Consider the following 18,640-nt stretch of genomic DNA (forward strand, 5'->3'; position numbering starts at 1 on the left):
AGGTAGTCTTCTTTTATTGCGCGTGGCAGCGTATCGATTGGAGAAAATGCATAATTGACTAAACGTTCGGAAATGCCCAATAAGAGTCCATAGGAGCTTCTATTTCGTGAAAAAGTAGCAAAAGGTGGGAAATAAGTCTCTAAAGACTCTTATTTGATGCCGAACATAGCGTATATGGATCATTCCGGGGAAATAAGAGTCCCCAGAAGCTTCTATTTCGAGAAAAAGTAGCAAAAGGTGGGAAATAAGAGTCTTCGGAGACTCTTATTTGATGCCGAAGACAGCGATCAGGATCATCCCGCGGAAATAAGAGCCCCCATCGCCTAGTCATTCGGTGCATGATTTGCTCGCGAGGATAGCCCCAAGCTAATACGAAGAGTTGGGAATCACGGATGTAAGAACTAAACATACACCGGGATCCTTATCGCACGAATTGAACATGAAGCTTCTAAGGGAAGAGCTCGGGTTTAACGGACTTATCGTTTCCGATGCTACATCGATGATTGGCATGACGAGCTTTGGCCGACGTAAAGATATTATTCCGCAATGTATTGCGTCGGGCGTTGACATGTTCCTGTTTACAAATGATATGCAGGAAGATTTCCAAGCTATGCTTCAAGGCGTCCATGACGGCGCGCTCACGGAGGAGCGGCTGAATGAGGCGGTCACAAGAATACTGGCTCTGAAAGCTTCACTTGGTCTACATTTGACTCAGGCGGATGAAAGGGATCTTGGCGTGGTAGGTTCTGCCGAACATTTGCAGCTGGCAGCTGAAATTGCGAGCAAATCGGTAACGCTGGTTAAGGACACTCAGGCCTTCTACCTCTAATACCTCAAAAGCACAAGCGGATTTTACTATTAGCAGCTTCGGATGAGGCTTCCTTTTTTGCTGATAAGGCTGCAACGGGGGATGAATTCGCCCGGATGCTGAGTGAGGAAGGCTTCACGGTAGTTCGAGAATATGAGGTAAAAGATGAGGGTAACGAAATAGATGTGGTAGTCTTTCTTGTTCAGAAGTCGCCTGGATTCATGCAAAATTCCATGCGTCTCTCACCCCAGGAGACAGGCGGACTCTTCAAATGGTACCCTACACAGGTGCCGACCGTCTTTATCTCGCTGGGAAATCCGTACACGCTTTATGAACTCCCGTCTATGCCTACGATGATAAACGCATATAATGCTACTTTGGCAGTTCAGAAGGAAGTTATTAGATGTTTGATTGGTAAGCAGCCGTTCAGAGGAGAGTCTCCAATAGATGCTTTCTGCGGTCTTGAGTGGGCTAAGTTATAAGGCGAAGGTAGAATAGTTGGAGTAGGAACCTGTCCTTTTGGGCAGGTTTTTTGGGTTGTTTTATAGAATTGTATGTTTTTCGAACTCTATTAAAAAGAGTTTATCGGATGAATCTCGAACTCTCATCCGCATCCATTCGTCTAGGATGTTGTAGAAAGTGCAACAATTGTTGCCTAGATCCCGCCTCTTTCCCTTCGATGTTGCATCATGTACAACAATTGAGGGCACATACATGCCATTTCGCAACAAACGGGTTCGAAATGTTGTACAAACTGCAACTTCAACTTGCAAAATAGCCTTTTGGCGTGCGAATTGTTGTAGAAATTACAACATTGGTAATCACAATAGCCCATCTACCCTCAAGAAGCTACCGAACGAATTTTTGATTGCTTTGATTCTCTGCAGATGAAACTAAGGATGTTGATCTGACTGCAACTTTAACAAAATAATAGGTATTGGGGGACAAGCTGGCCATGCAAAAAATTGCTGTCGTGACAGACTTTGACGGAACATTGATGGAGCAGGATGTTGGCGATGTAATAATGGAAGGATTAGGTGTGATAAATGAACCGCAGGTTACTCTTGCATCACGGCTTTTTCGAGAGAAAAAGGTCGGTTCTTTGGCATGGATTGAAGCGGCATACCCCATGCTTGCAGGTCGGCAGGAGCAGGTTGATAAGCTCATCGAGGATGTGTATTTGCGGGATGGTGCGCGGGAGTTTATTGATTTTTGCGAGCAGAAAGATGTGCCCATTACGGTTTTAAGTGATGGGATGCTTTATTATATTGAACAAATTTTAGGTCGTGAGCAGGTGGAGGTAGACCGTATTATCGGAAATCCGATTACTTATTTGGCAGATGGTGAATTTCAATTTGGGCTCCAGAATACGAATCCGGCATGCAAATGGTGTGGGTGCTGCAAGGCAAGTGTTGTTAAGCAGCTAAAAAAGGAAGGTTGGCTTGTCATTTACATTGGTGATGGCAGCAGTGACTATTATGGCTCTGGCTTTGCCGATTGGATTTTTGCGCGAGCGAGACTTGCTAGGTATTTGAAAGAGGAAGGAACGGCCTATTATCCATTTGAGACGTTTCATGATATTTTAAACATAATAAGACCAGCTTGGGATTCGTTTCTGAGTAGCACAGCGACTCGCCGTCTTCAAGAGAGATTTCCTGCTGCCTGTAAGTTCTAAGATTAGAATAAAACCAGCTAAGGGAATGCCATAGCAGCCCCTAGCCAGCTAAATGTTTGGAGTCATTCGAGATGTTCTTTGAGTGTTTCTACGAGTTGGTTTTGAATATTTGCTTCACTATGCTGCCATATGATTTCGAATAGCACACCAAGCCCTGGCAATACCCGTTCTTCTCCGCCGATGGAGTCCTCAATAACTTCTTGAAGCTCATCATTTGATTTATTCTGGACTCGCTGGACGATGGCCTGTCTTAAGGTGATGTTCATTCGTGGACCTCGCTTCCATTTCATTATCGTTATTAATATGTACAAGTTTCTAACCGTTCATCCTTCCTTGGGTCGCTTGGGTCGCTACCTTTCCATGCATAGTGAGATACGGGCTATGTGTATGTTATACTATAATAATCTTAGGGATTTGGAGGACACGCCAACAATGAGAAAGCAATTTGCGATTATCGGGATGGGAAGATTCGGGTCTAGCGTCGCTAAAACATTGTCACAATTAGGGTTTGAGGTTCTTGCTATTGATCATCGTGAAGAGACGGTTCAAGAGGTTTCAACCTTCGTCACACATGCCGTCCAAGCCGATTCTACGGATGAGGAAGCGCTGCGTGCTCTAGGTATTCGTAATTTCGATGTTGTGGTTGTGGCTATTGGTGAGGATATTCAGGCGAGTATTCTAACTACATTAATCCTCAAAGAAATGGGCATAGCTAAGATTATAGTAAAAGCTGTGAATGATCTGCATGGAAAAGTGTTAAAGAAAATTGGTGCTGACAAGGTCGTTTATCCGGAGAGAGATATGGGACAGCGTGTGGCGCATCATCTGATCTCATCTAATATTATCGATTACATAGAGCTATCAGCCGATTACAGTATCGTAGAAATTAAGGTTTCCAGTCAAATGATAGGTAAAAGCCTCAAACAGTTGGATTTCCGGGCTAAATTTGGCTGTAATGTCATTGCGATCAAACAAAATGAAAAACTAATCATTCCACCAAGTGCGGAAGAATCGCTTAGAATGGATGATATTTTGGTTATTGTAGGAAAAAATTCAGATCTTCAAACTTTTGAAGTGACTTTTGCAGAGTAGGTAAAGATAAATGACAAGTGTACATACAGAAATTATGTCTGTTCAGAATGCCAGAGTCAAAGAATGGGCACAGCTTTTAGATCGCCGAGGCAGGGATAAACAGGGGAAATATATCATTGAAGGTTACCATTTGGTCGAGGAAGCATTGCGTGCAGGAGCTCCGGTGGAGATCATTATGTATAGCTTGGAAAAAGGGGTTCCTGCTGGATTAGCTGACCAGGTCACACCATCTGTGGAATGGGTTGGCGTCAGCCAGGCTGTGCTGGTGAAATGCTCAGATACGCAGACGCCGCAGGGGGTTTTGGCCGTTGTGGCTCGGCCGCAGCTTGGTATGGAAGAGCTGCTCGCCGGCGAGCATGATCTTGTAGTTGTCCTGGACGGCGTTCAGGACCCGGGCAACCTGGGCACGATCATCCGAAGCGCGGATGCCGTCGGGGCCAAGGCTGTTGTGCTCGGCCGCGGCACGGTCGATCTGTACAATCCCAAGACGATCCGCTCGACGATGGGATCGATGTATCATCTGCCGATTGTTGAGGCAGATCTGCTTGAGCTGCTGCCGCGTGCGCATGAGCGCGGCGTGCGGCTTGTGACCACGAGCCTGCAGGCGCAGCGCTCGTGTTACGACACGGACCTGCGACAGCCGACGTGGCTGATCCTCGGAAACGAAGCCAAGGGCGTGTCGCCGGAAGTCGCTGCACAGTCGGATGTGCAGGTGATTATTCCGATGCAGGGCAAAGCGGAATCGCTGAACGTCGCGATGGCCGCGACGGTGCTGCTGTTCGAGGCTTCGCGGCAGCGGTTGGTGTAACCAATTTTAATTCCTGTTTGTGTGAGTTGTAATTCAGTTTGTCACCGTTTGTAAGATAGTTTGTCAGCAATTGATTAAAAAAGGCTTAAGCTGAAATGGGAATATAATCTTCTGGTAATGCATCCTTAGAATGGACGTTGGAATAACCGCACTGGTTTATCCGATGAAATTCTAATGGGTGCATTTTTCTTTTCTAAAAACATGCATGAGCTAAATGAACAAATAAATCGGACCTTACAGAAAAGCGAAAAGCCCAAAGATACGTTAAAGTTAATTCATCAACCGGAATTCATAAAAATATGTACAAGGCAAATACTGAAGGAAGTAAAAATACGAATTCCGTGAATAGGAGGGGAAATCGTGAAGACTTTGGTACTAGTCGCTCATCCTAATATGGGCAAATCTCGAGTGAACAAGGCTTGGATTGAGGAAGCAAAGAAGTATCCGGATCAGATTACCGTGCATGATTTATATGCATCCTATCCGGATTGGCGGATTGATGTTCAAACAGAACAAGAACTTGCGGAAAAGCATGATCGGATCATTTTCCAGTTTTTGGTATAGTTCACCTCCGCTTCTCAAGAAGTGGTTAGATGATGTCCTGACTTACGGTTGGGGCTATACGTCGAAAGGAGGAAAGCTTCGAGGGAAGGAACTTGGGCTGGCAATTTCTATAGGTGGCACGGTAATTGATTATCAGCCTGGAGGCGGTGATCTTTATACGATTCATGAGCTCCTTAGCCCTTTCCATGCTATGAGTAATTTAATCGAAACCGACTTCTTGAAGCCTTTCACGATCTTTGATACCGATGATAAAAGCAAGGAAGAATTAATTTCGAGCTCTCGGCAATATGCAGAATATCTGCTTGCTGATGAGATTATAAGGTTCCAAGCAGATAACGTACTACAAAAATAAGACAAAGGAAGAAGGAAGCAATATGACAAATCAAAAAGCTTGGTTTATCACCGGGGCAGCAAGAGGCATTGGTTTTGAAATCCTAAAGGCTGTGCTGGAAACTGGGGATAATGTTGTCGCAACGGTCCGGAGTTCGGCGGAGTCTTTAACTGAAAAATTAGGAAATCCGGAGAATCTTCAAGTTGTTCTTCTGGATATTAACAATGAACAACAGGCGATAGCGGCTGCGAATCAAGCCGTACAGAAATTCGGCAAAATTGATGTCCTTGTCAATAATGCAGGATTTGGGTTATTGAGTGCGGTTGAAGAAGCCACTGCTGAAGAGGTGAGGAAAAACTTCGAAACCAACGTTTTTGGCTTGTTGAATGTGACCCAGGCGGTCCTTCCCCATATGCGTCAAAGACGTTCTGGACATATCATCAATATTTCGTCAGTTGGCGGTTTAAGCGGTTATATCGGATGGGGCGTATATGGTGCAACCAAGTTCGCTGTTGAAGGATTGACGGAGTCACTTGCATTGGAATTGGCTCCGCTTGGGATTCATGCGACCGTGGTAGCCCCGGGCTTCTTCCGTACGGAATTTCTGGATGCTGCGTCGCTAACGCGGTCAGGCAACATCATTCCGGATTATGCGGAAACGGTAGGAGAAATGAGAAAATTTGCTACCCAAGCAAATAAGAAACAACCGGGCGATCCCGTCAAGTTGGCCGAGGCAATCGTGCAGGTTGCAAACGCGAAGAAGCCGCCGGTCCACTTGCCGCTTGGCAAGGATTCGCTGCAAAGATACCGGGAAAAGACGGCTAATTTTGAAAAAGATATACAGGCATGGCATGACGTTATTACAGGTACTGATCATGAAGATGTCTAATTTCTAAGTCAAATACATTCAATTGAACCGGAGGCGTTCGCACTCCGGTTTTTCAATTCCGATTGTTATACGCCAAGCAACTTTTGGATGGCTCTTAAGTTCGGTACCTTCTTTTTTTTTTTTTTTTTTTTTTTTTTTTTTTTCGTCTAGGGTCGATTCAACAGTTTTTATTAATATGATCTCATCCTGGTCACATTTATTATGACTGTATGTATCTCTTTCAAGGGAGGAAGTAAATTTATGACAATTCAAGGAAACCAACAGACGCCGCAACAACCTTTGCACACCGAATACGGACCACGTACGACTGCGGAAGAAATTATACTAGGAGTAGATTTGGCAGGCAAAGTTGCCATCGTGACTGGCGGATATTCTGGTATTGGCTTGGAGGTATCGAGGGTATTAGCCAAGGCAGGCGCCCAAGTGATCGTTCCGGCCCGCTCACGAGACAAAGCCATCGTCGCATTGGACTCCGTTCCTGAAGCGGAACTAGGTGAGATAGAGCTTACCGATCCGGATTCGATTGATGCCTTTGCCCGCCGATTCGAGGAATCGGGCCGTCCCCTTCACATTCTCGTGAACTGTGCAGGGATCATGGCCATACCGGAACAGCGCGATCGCAGAGGATATGAACTGCAGTTCGCCGCCAATCACCTGGGTCATTTTCAACTAACATCTCGCCTTTGGCAGGCTCTGAAACGGGCAAATGGCGCTCGGGTCGTTTCCGTTTCTTCAGGCGGTCATAGATTAGGTAACATCGATTTCGAGGATCCGAATTATCTGCGCCGCCCTTACAGCAAATGGGAGGCGTACGGGCAATCCAAGACGGCTAACGCCCTATTCGGCTTAGAACTGGATAAGCGTGGCAAGCTGCACCATGTTCGAGCGTTCTCCGTACACCCCGGTACCATTGTCACCAATCTCTCCCGCTATTTGTCCGACGAAGAAATGGGTGCTTTTGGCGTGATCGACGTACAGGGGCGGCGGGTATTTGGCGAATTGACGGAGGAACGCAAAACCGTCCCGGAAGGAGCGGCGACGATTGTCTGGTGTGCTGTAAGTAACCAACTTGACGGGAAAGGTGGCGTTTATTGCCAAAATATCGATATTGCTCCTTTGGTTCCGATTGAATTATTAGGAAAGCCAGGGGTAATCGGGGTATGCCCGTGGGCAGCAGACGAGCTGGCTGCTAAGCGACTCTGGTCATTGAGTGAAGAACTCACAAGAGTTAGTTTTTCCATCTGAAAATTTTCTTAACGAATGGAATTTTATAAATGTGGAGGCGGTAGGATCATACTAATCGTAAGTATGGTCCTTGTAACCATGGAGGAGTTCCTAGCAGTTGAACAATAAGGAGGAAATACAGTTGTTTTTGCGAGCTGAAAAAGTAATGAAGGTTCCTCACGGTCTGGCCAGAGAACCGCTTAATCAAGGGATCTTGAAGATGAAAGGATTTACAGTTGTCGAGTCTTGTACCTTTACAAAAAGTTTAAAGGGAACCATGTTTTTGGAGGATCATCTGCTTTTGTTTGTATTAGAGGGAACCTATACGGTAAGATTCGGCAGTCAGGAATATATCGTACGGAAGAATGAAATGGTTCTGCTGCAGAAATCGATCATGGTTGATTATGAGAAATCGGGAGAAGAAGGTTCCGACTATGTTTTGGACTATATGATGTTCTTTCTTAAAGAAGAGCTACTCACCGAATTTATCAAAATGGCATATCTCGAAAGCAACTATCCATCAGCGTTAGTACCGGTATCTGTCAAAGCGGTCAGTGAACGATTAATTAATTATATCAATTCGTTGAAACCGTATTTCAAGGAAACCGATAACATTAGGGATGGATTAATTAAAGTAAAATTGTTGGAATTATTGTTTGATGTTGCGGATGCTGACGAACATTTTTTATACCAGTTTTTACAGCTCAAACATACAAAGAGGAAGAGCATAACGGAGGTTGTGGAGCAGAATCTAACCAACCCTGTCTCGCTAAATGATCTTGCTTACCTATCAGGGAGAAGTTTATCAGCATTTAAACGAGATTTCCAAGCGATCTATAATACAACATCACCTGTACGCTGGATCCGTAATCGCCGGTTGGATATCGCGAAAGAAATGCTGCTTCACACCTCTTTATCCGTTACGGATGTTTGTTTTTCGACAGGATTTGAGAGTGTGGCTCATTTTTCCAAGGTGTTTAAAGAGAGGTTTGGCGTGGCTCCATCCACATGCAAGCAACCCCAGCAAAAGCCTAATCATAAGGCTACCCCTTAATATCTGAATCAAATGTTTTGATGAGGACGGCGCGGATGGCAATCACAGACTATCCGTTCTCCCCATCCTGTATGTAAGGGATGTTCTTATTGCAATTGATCCATAATCAATGCGATGATTTTATTCAAATCAAGTGGATGATGTACAATGATGCTTCCCCATAGAACTCCACCCACTGTTGTCACCCCGATGAAAATAAGTAATTCCTTTCTAATCAACTTTCGTACCCGGTTAAGAACCATCAAACCTCCGATGAGAAATATTGTGTACAGGATTAGCATACTGATCATGCCGTGGTTTCACTCCTCTGTTTGTTCCGTAGCCAGGTACCAATAATTAGAATGGCCGGAACGATGACGGCGTAAAGCATATAGTAGCTAAACAAATACTTTTGAACCCACTCAACGTTCTCTATAACGTTTGCGAATAAGAGGGAGTACGCGGAGATGATCCATACTAACGGATAGGCAACTACAGAGCGTCTTTCCACTTTGAACAGCTGGCATATCGCTATTACCGCACAATAAAATAACAAACTTAATTTGATACAGACTAACAGGAAAATATTTATAGAAAGAATCGATTCTAAATGTTCTACGAAACCGGAAAACTTCATTTCACGAAAAATGGTGTAAACCGGGTATAGATGATGGGAGCCGCGCTCTAATCCTAAAATACCAATTGTCATATACATAGAAATAGAAAGGATAACCCCGGCTGAGCCGATTCCTAAAAGAAATGAAGTTTTTAAATTACGTTTTACATATGGAAAAAGCATCATGAACATAACCGTCTCCATATAGGGAAATGCAAGCGCATATTTGGTTTGAAGGATTGTGGTCCAAAGCTGAAAATGATAGGGTGTACTGAATGCCCGCCAGTCCCAGACCTTAAGCATGACCGAGAAAGGAATCCAGAAAGCGACTACAATATACGGCGTAACAAGCTCGCAAACCATTGCAATCGACTCAATCCCTTTCACAACAGCATAAGCGCACACGAGCAACACCACGATATTGAAGATGGAAATGGGAGTTCGCGGCATCAGATTGGTATGCATAAAGTCACCTAAATTACGTGTTACCCAGGATGCAACTTGGATGAAATAAAGGATGTAAAGCAAAGTGACGATTCCTCCAGCCCATTTCCCCAGAACTTGTGTCGCAATTTGTACGATACTTTTCCCAGGGTAACGTTTGGATAAATACAGCCACAACACCGCCAAAACTAACCCGTACAAGAATGACCACATACAAACGAGCCAACCCCACTGTTTTGCATCAGCGATAAGTTTTCCCGGTAACAAAAGAAACGTAGTACCGCAGACAAAGCAAAAAGTTAATGTGACCAATTGCCATCCGCTTAGCTGGGCATTTTCCATTTATCAATCACTCTTTTCTACCTTGTATGAAGATCCTGTATTCCCGATCGTTGTGACCTTGGAATTTACGAGAACCAAGACCTTAAATTGATGCCATGATGCAGGATCAACGTCTTTATCCTGAATGCCTAGCAGATCCCAGTCTTTGTTTTTACACAATTCATCGAAAGACTTTGCTTTCTGTTTTAGGGATTGATTAAATGCCGTTTCTATATCATGAAGATTTTGAACGGTCATTTCATTTTGTTTATTGCTTAATATCCGAAGATCAGCTCGGACCTGTATAGTAAGACGAGAGGAAGAGCGGTCATATTCCCTATGAACTCGAACATTCTGTGCTTCAACATCGACCTTTTCTCCATTAACTACAATGGGTTCTACAAATTTCTCGAGCTTGCCATTCAAGATGTAGAATACCGTTTTTGTTTCCACACCTAAACGGCCAACCATGCGAGCATGGATAAACACAGCTCCATCGTCAAAACTCATCGACTCTTTACTTGCATTGATGCTTTCCAATTTATCTGCCTTAGAAGCAGGTTGCTTGCTGCTGTATTCGAGAATGGGGATGATGGTCGGTTGGTGGAAATTGATACCTTTCGCTAAATCGTTTAACCGGCTAGGGAATACACTCATATGAAAATTACGCGCATGAAGTTCAAACAAAGAGCGAATATACCGGCCCGGTACTCTTTCCAGAGAGGTAAAGCTGTTCATAACAACGGATAACGGTGCGTCGGAAACGATAATATCCACATTTGTCCGATGTTCCGGATCTCGCTCCAGAAAATTAATTAAATCTAAAATACCTTGCCGGGCATACCGTTCCGAAACAATATAACACTGTATTTGAGGTGTATAATACAACCTTGGCATTACCCTGCTTGTCTTATCCGCAAATCTCCCCGAACTATATTCCTTGAAATCATACGTATATACGGCTGCGCCTCCTGAGCCGCCTTTTTTCGTTGAGACACCGGAGGGATTTATTACTTGATAATAAGAGGTGATCATACCCGTTTTCGGGTCTTTGTCGGATGCAGCGATGTTGACAATCGCTAATTGATTAATTTCCTTCATATCCCAGCATCCTGAGCAGAACAGCAGAAAAAATAAGGCAAGACATGATTTTCTCACGATTCTCACTCCATTTTATTTCTTTGAATAAAACGCACGCGGAATTCGTTTCATTAAAAACCGGGGGACCCTAACCATGGTGTCCTTCAAGTCGGAAAGCGCTACGGGAGCTAGTGGAGTCATATATTTGACACCGAACGAACGTATCGACACCAAATGAACCAGTAGAAAAAAAACGCCGGACATGATGCCAAATAACCCCAGTACCCCGGCCAATAGCATAAACGAAAACTGAATGATTCTTTGAGTAATACCGAAACTGTAGTTAGGAGAAGCGAAGTTCGAAATAGCTGTAAGGGATACAACAATAACCATCGCTGCCGAAACGAGCCCGGCTTCCACTGCGGCCTGGCCTAAAACGAGAGCGCCTACGATAGATATGGATTGGCCGGCAATACGCGGCATACGAAGTCCGGCTTCACGTAAGATCTCGAACGTTACCGTCATGATAATCGCTTCAATAAACACAGGAAACGGCACTTCTTCACGTTGAGCCGCCAAACTGATTAGGAGGGAGGTAGGTAATAATTCCTGGTGATAGCTTACCACCGCTATATAAAGAGAGGGTATGAATACGGATAACAAAAAAGCAAGCATACGCAACCAACGCGTAAGAGTGGCAATATCCGCTCGTTGGTAATAGTCTTCTGCCGATGAGAACATTTGAAAAAAAGTGACGGGCCCCAATAGAACGATCGGTGTTCCGTCTGTAATGACTGCGACTTGTCCCTCGAGTAATTTAGCGACAATGATGTCTGGTCGTTCTGAACTAACTAGTTGAGGAAACGGCGAGAATGTTTTATCTTGAATCCATTCCTCAATATATCCACTCTCCAAAATGCTATCGGTTTGAATGGCATGAAGACGACGGCGGAACTCATCAATAACTTGCACGGAGGCCACATTATTGAGATAAGTCAGGTATACTTTAGTCTTCGTTGCTGACCCGATCGTCATGGATTCAAATACGAGATGTTCGTTCTTCAGTCTTTTCCGGATTAAAGCGACATTCCGCGATATATCCTCAACGAAGCCCTCTCTTGGACCACGAACAGAAGCCTCCGATGTGGGTTCCGAAATAGTACGATATTCCCCTTTTGAGACATCATAACTTAGAATTGTATTTCCCCAGCTTGGAATGAGAAGACAATGACCTTCAAGAAGTTCGTTGATACCTTCTATGGATCCTGACAATTCCTTCCGCCCAATAAGCGGGATTCTATTTGTCAACCAGTGAACTGGATGATGTGTAGATGCTTCTATGATTGGATTTCCTTCGAAAATGGGCTTCAACAGCATTTCATCGATCTGATTCGTCGTTACGATCGATGCAAGATAAATGCAGTAAAGGTTCAATTCTTCATCGATTACCATTTTTTCACAAATGAAGTCGGGAGATTGTCCAAGACGTTCCGTGATTTGTTTTACAATGAGACTAGTTGCATCAGCCCTTAACATGGAAAATCCCCCAGCTCCCACTAATATTAGCCATATTGTTTGCTGAGGTGGGTTTTTTATACATATGCCGATTTTTTCCCTAGTTCATGAAGGTTGCAAAAAGTGATCTGATAGGATTTCGTTTGTAGTTATATGGAACTTTGTTTAACCGTGGATACTAGGGGATAGATGGCAACTATAGGACAAGGTTTAATACCTATGATAAGATTGAAAGAAATAATGTCGAGTTATGTCGAAATGGAGGCGATATTTTGAATATATTTATCAAATGGATTTCTACGCCTATTGATTATGTGAAACGATCTTTTTATAGGAAAATGCTGCTGTCTTTTTTCACGATCATCATTATTACAGTACTCAGTCTTGGGATTAATTTCTATGTTCAAACGTCTGCGGATATAAAGAAAAACGCGATATCCAATATGGAACGCCTGGTGGATCAATCCGTTCAAACGATGGAATCCCACATGGATTACACGAATAAAGAAACATGGAATCTCTTTAGGGATACGGATTTGCAGTCACTCATGAAAGATTACTCTAAGAACCCGGAGAAAATGAGCTATTTTACGTTTAGACTCATAGATCTGGCAAGTAATAATCCATTCATCGATGCCATCGTCGTCCGTGATTCGAATGGGATAAGCAGATTGGCTGCCGGTTCCTACCGTTATTTTATTAGCCCAAGCCAATTGGCCTCATCCGAAAAAGAATTAGATAGACTGAGGGAAATAGCGGTTCAAAACGATGGTAAAGGGGCGTGGGTTCTTTCCCATACTTATGACCCGAAAAATCAACCTTATCGAACAATTGCCTATACACAAGCACTCAAGGATGTATTTGGGGATCTCCAGCCAATTATCGGGATGCTGACGATACAATTTTCAAATGAAAAGCTGCAGGAGTGGATAAAATCCCTTAAATCGAATGATCAAGCCGATTTTTATCTGATCAATAAGAAGGATGGAACGATCGTACTTGGCCCTGATCGAGCATCAGAGGGAAAACCGCTGCTTAATGAACAGAACTTTTCTGAATTTGAAAAAACGCGTCCGGAACCTTATTTTTTTATTAATGAAAATAACAGTCAAACATTGATTGTTTACAAGAGCTTTATGAATTCAGACTGGATGTTGGTTGGTAAAGTGCCTGTGAACGTGCTGCTTGCCAGGGTCAATTCCGTTGCTAAAAGGACTATTCTGATAGGACTTATCGCTTTGTTCGGCACGATGCTGTTTGCAAGCTTCCTTTCCTCGCGGGTACTCAACCCGATTAAGAGTTTAAGAAAAGGGATGAAGCAGATGGAAACAGGTAATTATAATATCTCTGTACCCGTTGAAACCAAAGATGAGATCGGTTACTTTTGCCAAAGCTTTAATCAAATGACGCATAGAATCAATCATCTGGTTGTCCAAGTGTATGAAACGGAGCTGTTGAAAAAGGATGCGGAAATCAAAGCGCTGCAGTCACAAATGAATCCACACTTTTTGTATAATACGCTCGGTACAATTGAGAGCTTGGCACCTGTTCAGGGTGAGGGTCAGATGATTAGTGTCATGTGCCGATCTCTTGCCAAAATGCTTCGCTATAATATCAATGGGGCAAGCTTCTCTACATTAGGAGAAGAAATTGAGCAGCTTGAAGTCTATTTATCGATTCAGAAAATTCGTTATGAAACTCGGCTTGAGTATACCATTCTTGTCGATCCTGCACTCACGAAGATGAGAATTCCAAAGCTCTTGTTTCAGCCCATTGTGGAGAATAGCATTATTCATGGCATAGAGCGCTCGCGAAAGGGCGGGACGATTCAAATTGAAGCGGTATCGGTGGATGAGCAGGATGCCATAATCAAAGTGACGGATAATGGGGTCGGTATGGATCCGGACAAACTCAAAGCTTTACAGCTTAGTTTAAATACTTGGTCGGCATCCAGTTATTCGGCGAGCAATCAACATACATCAATAGGAATGGTTAATGTCCAAGCCCGGTTAAAACTGTTATACGGTGAACAATATGGCGTAGCCGTTGAAAGTGTTTTTGGCGAAGGCACGCAAGTCACTATCCGATTAATGAAATAATGGATTGAAGGAGCGAGTTCGTATGAACTTTAAAGTACTGGTCTTAGATGATGAGCCCAAACAACGCAAAGGGATTATTGCGAAAATTAACATATCCAGCTTACCGATTACCATTGTAGGTGAAGCCGGTGACGGCATTGAAGGGCTTGAGTTAGTCCTCCGCGAGCAGCCTGATATTGTGATTACAGATATTCGGATGCCCGGAATGGACGGATTAGATTTTATAGAAAGGGCCAAAGAGCTCAATCCTGAAATCGTATTTGTCATTATTAGCGGATATAGTGATTTTGACTTTGCAAAACGAGCGATTAAGTACGGTGTATCCGACTATTTGTTGAAACCTATTGACGAGGCGGAGCTGCGCAGCAATTTAGCAAACATCATATTAAAAATCGAAGAAACACGGAAATCACGACTTGAAATGGAAAAGTTGAGGCAAGATAAAGAAACGAATCTGGAAAATCTTCGCCAGCAGGTATTAACCAGAATGGTCCATGATCCTAAACATGCGGCATTGTCCGAAGAGAGAATAATGACGGTATCTGATATTATTGAGCAATTCCCCTATATTTTAACCATCGTACTTGTTATTGAGCCCTTCCAGCTTCCACATTATTCTTTTCGAGTAGGCGATGAACAACTCATCCGGTTCGCCATTGAAAATATGATGTCGGATCAAATGAAATTGGCTGGTAGGGACGGCGTTATTTTTCAACACGCGATTCACCAAAATGAGATGGTGTATATATTAGGTGTCGATAATCTGAATGAAAGCACTGCGGTAAAAGAATGGCTCACAGGAGTTCTTTATGGCGTGAACCATTACATGCGTCTGGAAGTCACGATCGCTATTGGCAGTATTGTGGATAGCATGGATAAGATGCAGAAATCATACGAGTTAGCCAAATTATCGCTCCGTAATAAAATCATTAAAGGCGCAAACCAAATTTATGATTATAGCTGGATTCAGAGCCATACAAGCTCAAGAGAACAAATCATGAAAGAGAAAGATGAAGAACTGCTGTTTAGTCTTCTTCATGAAGGGAATGAAACGGCCTTACATCGATGGATTGCACAACGTATTCAGAACCTTGTGGAATTCCCCACAGCAACTTACTCGCAGCTGGAATGGTTCTGCGTAGATATGTATCTTCTTTTACGGAAATACTTATTGGAGAAAACAGAAGATACCAAGTTGGTTATCGGGGAAATGGATGATCTGCAATATTGGCTGCAAAATCTGACAAGTTGGCATGAAGCTGTTCATCAAATCCAAAGTCAAGTTACGAATATCATCCATTTCTTGGCCAAAGATCATTTAGTTAAGGATGTCATGGATGAGATTAAGCAGTATCTTGTTATGAATTTACACGAAAACATATCCCTGCAGTCCATTGCAGAACGTTTCTTTATTCACCCAACTTATTTCTCTAAGCGGTTTATAGACAAGTATGGACAAGGCTATTCTGATTTTCTGACCCAGCTGCGGATGGAAAAGGCGGCTGAATGGTTGCGGGGAACGAATATGAAGGTTCAGGAAATAGCGGAGATGGTCGGCTTTGAGGGCGCTGCGTATTTTAGCAGTGTTTTTAAAAAATCGCACGGTGTATCACCGAAAGAATTCAGGCAAATTCATCGACAATCAGAATAATAAGGTGTTAAAAATTTATAACTTTCATTGAATTATTTATAGAACAACCTTGAATTATTGGATTCCAACCATCTTCCGCTCATCTTATAATGAAAACGTAATCAAGAATATCTCAGGGGGATTGAAAAATGAAGAAACAACTTAAAGTAATTGCCGTCGCTCTCTCTTCCGTTCTTTTGCTTAGTGCATGTGGCGGCAAAACAGCCACTACTAGCCCTAGCAGCAGCCCTGCCGTCAACACGCCAGCAGCTGCTTCAGCTAAACCGGTAGAAATTACAGTATGGGATAAGCCAGCTGCTGATGATCCTGTAAAGCCATATCTTGAGAAACAGTTTACAGCGTTTGATGCGAAATTTCCGAACATCAAGGTGAAGCATGAAGAGCTTGCAACAGGAGGTAAAGATCGCGAGCAATATTTGACAGCAATGGCAGGCGGGCAAGGACCAGATGCAACACCAAATAATCCTTACCCTGATATGGAAAAATATATTAAGCAAGGTTTTGCATTAGATATTACGGATCGATGGAATAGTTATGCGGATAAGGGGAACTACATTCCTTCTTCCATGGTAGCTGCAACTAGGGATGGAAAGGTCTATGGCGTTCCTAAAGATATGTATGTAACACCTTTGGTCTATAATAAAAAGCTTTTTAAAGAAGCCGGTCTTGATCCTGCCAAGCCGCCTGCGACATGGAATGAATTTGTTGATGCGGCAAAGAAATTAACAGACCCAAGCAAAGGTCAAATTGGTTATGATATTTTGGGAATGGATTGGGCAGATTGGTTTTTTGAATATTATGTTTGGCAAGCCGGCGGGGATCTCACGAAGAAAAATGATGACGGAACAGCTACGTTGACATTCACTTCAGAACCTGCAGTAACTGCGCTGCAATTCTATAAAGACTTAAAATGGACGCATAAAGTCGTGCAGAAAAACGTTGTACAATCACTGGACGACAATAACAAGGATTTCTATACAGGACATACGGGAATGACCGTTGGATGGGTGGATTGGTTTACTGCTAAAGGCATGGATATTAAAGATATAGGCGCTATGCCGTTTCCTGCTGGCCCATCCGGTAAATCGCCTTCGCAAGTCGGAGGTGCCTATTGGACAATTAATGCGAAAACGACGAAAGAGAAGCAGGATGCAGCTTGGACCTATATTACATTCATGTCTTCGAAGAGCTTCTTCGATGGTAGATTGAATTATATCAAAGAAATTGGCCAATTCCCAAATTTGCTTAATATCCGTACAGATCTGGACACTTCAAAGATTTATGAGGGTATCCCTGTTGATATTGTTGAAAACATAAAGAAGGCCGCTTCAGATACACATCTAGAATATTTCTTAAAGGACCGTCTCAGTAAGTATGTCGTTGGCGCGATTCAAAAAGTGCTGCTTGACCAAAATGCAGATCCAAAAGCCGAGCTTCAAAAGCAGCAAGACTTGGCGCAAAAAGAAGTGATAGACAAATACAATGCTGAAGTCAAAAAATAAATAGAGACAGTAGACATCGGGATTCCCTTAAGGGAATCCCGATCATTACCTAAAGAGGGTGAGTGGAATGGAAACCAGTATAGAGACAGAACTGCAAAGTGTAAAAGTGAAACGACGTATGACCATTAGCTGGATGCCAATTATCTTTTTAATTCCATCGCTTATTAGTTTTGTTTTATTTAAATATTATCCTTTGTTTAAAATGATCTATATCAGTTTTTTTGATTATGAAATTGGAAATCCTCCCGGAAGGTTTGTGGGTTTAGATAACTATTTTGAATTTTTGAACTCAGCTTCCTTCTGGCATTCGATAGAGATTACCTTTGTTTTTGCATTGCTGTATTTGCTCATGACATTCTGGGTTCCTATCGTTCAGGCATTGCTTCTTAATGAAATTCATCATGGGAATATGTTCATTCGCTTCCTTTATCAGCTCCCCTCCGCTGTTCCTGTGGTCGTTAATGTTCTGATTTGGCGATTGATGTATAATCCTGACCACGGAATGTTAAATTATTACCTTGGGAAGATAGGTTTAGGTCCTTACCTCTGGTTAAACGATTTGCATGTGACGAAGTTCGCAGTCGTCCTCCCTTCACTTATTGCCAGCCAAGGCATAGCGATTCTTTTATATTATTCTGCCATACGATCAGTCCCAACGGATATTCTCGAAGCTGCCAAAATGGATGGGGCGGGTCCATGGAAACGCATGTTAACGATGATTTTACCAAATATGAAGTTCATTATTTTCATTCAATTAATTAGTTTTATGACAGGGATCCTGTTGACCTTTGATAATATTTATGTGATGACGCAAGGAGGGCCCGCCGACAGTACAACGGTTGTATCGATGTTTGTTTTCAATACGGCCTTTCAACAACTTCGCTTTGGAGCCTCGGGGGCTATATCGGTGTTCTTATTTATCCTGATTGGCTTGATCACCTTTATACAACTCAAAGTTTCCAAGGATAATGATTGATAGAAAGGAGTG

At 43.0% G+C, this 18,640-nt stretch carries 17 protein-coding genes and 1 pseudogene; 13 read left to right on the forward strand and 5 right to left on the reverse strand.

The window, feature by feature from the left end; genetic code table 11:
* Window positions 1-379: 379 nt before the first annotated feature.
* The 3 genes from ASG93_RS04720 to ASG93_RS04730 all read left to right on the forward strand — a co-directional run bounded on the left by ASG93_RS04720 (window position 380) and on the right by ASG93_RS04730 (window position 2,483).
* Window positions 380-829, forward strand: a complete 450-nt coding sequence (locus tag ASG93_RS04720) for a glycoside hydrolase family 3 N-terminal domain-containing protein (RefSeq protein WP_056829380.1) — start codon at window positions 380-382, stop codon at window positions 827-829.
* Between the two features lie 95 nt (window positions 830-924).
* Entirely contained in the window at window positions 925-1,290 is a 366-nt protein-coding gene (locus ASG93_RS04725) for a hypothetical protein (RefSeq protein WP_056829382.1), read from the forward strand.
* A gap of 473 nt (window positions 1,291-1,763) precedes the next feature.
* Window positions 1,764-2,483 (forward strand): MtnX-like HAD-IB family phosphatase, encoded by a 720-nt coding sequence (locus ASG93_RS04730; RefSeq protein WP_056829383.1) that lies wholly within the window; start codon window positions 1,764-1,766, stop codon window positions 2,481-2,483.
* A gap of 62 nt (window positions 2,484-2,545) precedes the next feature.
* On the opposite strand, the gene sspI is transcribed toward ASG93_RS04730, so the two are convergent.
* Entirely contained in the window at window positions 2,546-2,749 is a 204-nt protein-coding gene (gene sspI, locus ASG93_RS04735; RefSeq protein ID WP_056829385.1) for a small acid-soluble spore protein SspI, read from the reverse strand.
* Window positions 2,750-2,870: 121 nt separating this feature from the next.
* On the opposite strand from sspI, the gene ASG93_RS04740 reads away from it, so the two are divergent.
* From ASG93_RS04740 to ASG93_RS04765, 6 genes and pseudogenes are all read left to right on the forward strand, one after another.
* Window positions 2,871-3,575 carry a potassium channel family protein gene (locus tag ASG93_RS04740; protein ID WP_162262823.1) on the forward strand — a complete coding sequence of 235 codons (705 nt, stop codon included), beginning with the start codon at window positions 2,871-2,873 and terminating at the stop codon, window positions 3,573-3,575.
* 10 nt (window positions 3,576-3,585) lie between these two features.
* Complete coding sequence (locus ASG93_RS04745; protein WP_056829389.1) at window positions 3,586-4,383, forward strand: TrmH family RNA methyltransferase; 798 nt, start codon at window positions 3,586-3,588, stop codon at window positions 4,381-4,383.
* Window positions 4,384-4,743: 360 nt separating this feature from the next.
* A pseudogene (locus ASG93_RS04750) lies at window positions 4,744-5,299 on the forward strand (NAD(P)H-dependent oxidoreductase).
* Window positions 5,300-5,321: 22 nt separating this feature from the next.
* Entirely contained in the window at window positions 5,322-6,167 is an 846-nt protein-coding gene (locus ASG93_RS04755; protein WP_056829391.1) for an oxidoreductase, read from the forward strand.
* 240 nt (window positions 6,168-6,407) lie between these two features.
* Window positions 6,408-7,412 (forward strand): SDR family NAD(P)-dependent oxidoreductase, encoded by a 1,005-nt coding sequence (locus ASG93_RS04760; protein WP_056829393.1) that lies wholly within the window; start codon window positions 6,408-6,410, stop codon window positions 7,410-7,412.
* Window positions 7,413-7,533: 121 nt separating this feature from the next.
* Entirely contained in the window at window positions 7,534-8,445 is a 912-nt protein-coding gene (locus tag ASG93_RS04765; RefSeq protein WP_235550741.1) for a helix-turn-helix domain-containing protein, read from the forward strand.
* A gap of 86 nt (window positions 8,446-8,531) precedes the next feature.
* Here the strand turns inward: ASG93_RS04765 and ASG93_RS04770 are convergent, their stop codons facing one another.
* The 4 genes from ASG93_RS04770 to ASG93_RS04785 all read right to left on the reverse strand — a co-directional run bounded on the left by ASG93_RS04770 (window position 8,532) and on the right by ASG93_RS04785 (window position 12,421).
* Complete coding sequence (locus ASG93_RS04770; protein WP_056829395.1) at window positions 8,532-8,735, reverse strand: hypothetical protein; 204 nt, start codon at window positions 8,733-8,735, stop codon at window positions 8,532-8,534.
* Entirely contained in the window at window positions 8,732-9,826 is a 1,095-nt protein-coding gene (locus ASG93_RS04775) for a GerAB/ArcD/ProY family transporter (RefSeq protein ID WP_056829397.1), read from the reverse strand. Before ASG93_RS04775 ends, ASG93_RS04770 begins: the two co-directional genes overlap by 4 nt.
* A 3-nt stretch (window positions 9,827-9,829) precedes the next feature.
* Window positions 9,830-10,906: a Ger(x)C family spore germination C-terminal domain-containing protein gene (locus ASG93_RS04780; RefSeq protein WP_056829399.1), complete on the reverse strand. Its 1,077-nt coding sequence runs from the start codon at window positions 10,904-10,906 to the stop codon at window positions 9,830-9,832.
* Window positions 10,907-10,978: 72 nt separating this feature from the next.
* Window positions 10,979-12,421, reverse strand: a complete 1,443-nt coding sequence (locus ASG93_RS04785; protein ID WP_082614703.1) for a spore germination protein — start codon at window positions 12,419-12,421, stop codon at window positions 10,979-10,981.
* Between the two features lie 251 nt (window positions 12,422-12,672).
* Here ASG93_RS04785 and ASG93_RS04790 point away from each other — a divergent pair, with 251 nt between their 5' ends.
* The 4 genes from ASG93_RS04790 (at window position 12,673) to ASG93_RS04805 (ending at window position 18,628) form a co-directional block, all read left to right on the forward strand.
* Window positions 12,673-14,499 (forward strand): sensor histidine kinase, encoded by a 1,827-nt coding sequence (locus ASG93_RS04790; protein ID WP_056829401.1) that lies wholly within the window; start codon window positions 12,673-12,675, stop codon window positions 14,497-14,499.
* 22 nt (window positions 14,500-14,521) lie between these two features.
* Window positions 14,522-16,150: a response regulator gene (locus tag ASG93_RS04795; protein ID WP_056829403.1), complete on the forward strand. Its 1,629-nt coding sequence runs from the start codon at window positions 14,522-14,524 to the stop codon at window positions 16,148-16,150.
* Between the two features lie 128 nt (window positions 16,151-16,278).
* The gene (locus tag ASG93_RS04800; protein WP_056829405.1) at window positions 16,279-17,652 is read left to right on the forward strand and encodes an extracellular solute-binding protein; all 1,374 of its coding nucleotides are present in this window, start codon (window positions 16,279-16,281) and stop codon (window positions 17,650-17,652) included.
* A gap of 67 nt (window positions 17,653-17,719) precedes the next feature.
* A complete protein-coding gene (locus tag ASG93_RS04805) occupies window positions 17,720-18,628 on the forward strand; it encodes a carbohydrate ABC transporter permease (protein WP_056829407.1) in 909 nt (302 codons plus the stop codon).
* Window positions 18,629-18,640: the final 12 nt, after the last annotated feature.

The organism is Paenibacillus sp. Soil787 (genome assembly GCF_001429545.1).
Taxonomy (GTDB): domain Bacteria; phylum Bacillota; class Bacilli; order Paenibacillales; family NBRC-103111; genus Paenibacillus_E.

Coding starts and splice junctions, on each gene's coding strand:
- ASG93_RS04725 (WP_056829382.1), top strand. CDS start 925: ATGCTGAGTGAGGAAGGCTTCACGGTAGTTCGAGAATATGAGGTAAAA.
- ASG93_RS04730 (WP_056829383.1), top strand. CDS start 1,764: ATGCAAAAAATTGCTGTCGTGACAGACTTTGACGGAACATTGATGGAG.
- sspI (WP_056829385.1), bottom strand. CDS start 2,749: ATGAACATCACCTTAAGACAGGCCATCGTCCAGCGAGTCCAGAATAAA.
- ASG93_RS04740 (WP_162262823.1), top strand. CDS start 2,871: ATGTTATACTATAATAATCTTAGGGATTTGGAGGACACGCCAACAATG.
- ASG93_RS04745 (WP_056829389.1), top strand. CDS start 3,586: ATGACAAGTGTACATACAGAAATTATGTCTGTTCAGAATGCCAGAGTC.
- ASG93_RS04755 (WP_056829391.1), top strand. CDS start 5,322: ATGACAAATCAAAAAGCTTGGTTTATCACCGGGGCAGCAAGAGGCATT.
- ASG93_RS04760 (WP_056829393.1), top strand. CDS start 6,408: ATGACAATTCAAGGAAACCAACAGACGCCGCAACAACCTTTGCACACC.
- ASG93_RS04770 (WP_056829395.1), bottom strand. CDS start 8,735: ATGATCAGTATGCTAATCCTGTACACAATATTTCTCATCGGAGGTTTG.
- ASG93_RS04775 (WP_056829397.1), bottom strand. CDS start 9,826: ATGGAAAATGCCCAGCTAAGCGGATGGCAATTGGTCACATTAACTTTT.
- ASG93_RS04780 (WP_056829399.1), bottom strand. CDS start 10,906: ATGAAGGAAATTAATCAATTAGCGATTGTCAACATCGCTGCATCCGAC.
- ASG93_RS04785 (WP_082614703.1), bottom strand. CDS start 12,421: ATGTTAAGGGCTGATGCAACTAGTCTCATTGTAAAACAAATCACGGAA.
- ASG93_RS04795 (WP_056829403.1), top strand. CDS start 14,522: ATGAACTTTAAAGTACTGGTCTTAGATGATGAGCCCAAACAACGCAAA.
- ASG93_RS04800 (WP_056829405.1), top strand. CDS start 16,279: ATGAAGAAACAACTTAAAGTAATTGCCGTCGCTCTCTCTTCCGTTCTT.
- ASG93_RS04805 (WP_056829407.1), top strand. CDS start 17,720: ATGGAAACCAGTATAGAGACAGAACTGCAAAGTGTAAAAGTGAAACGA.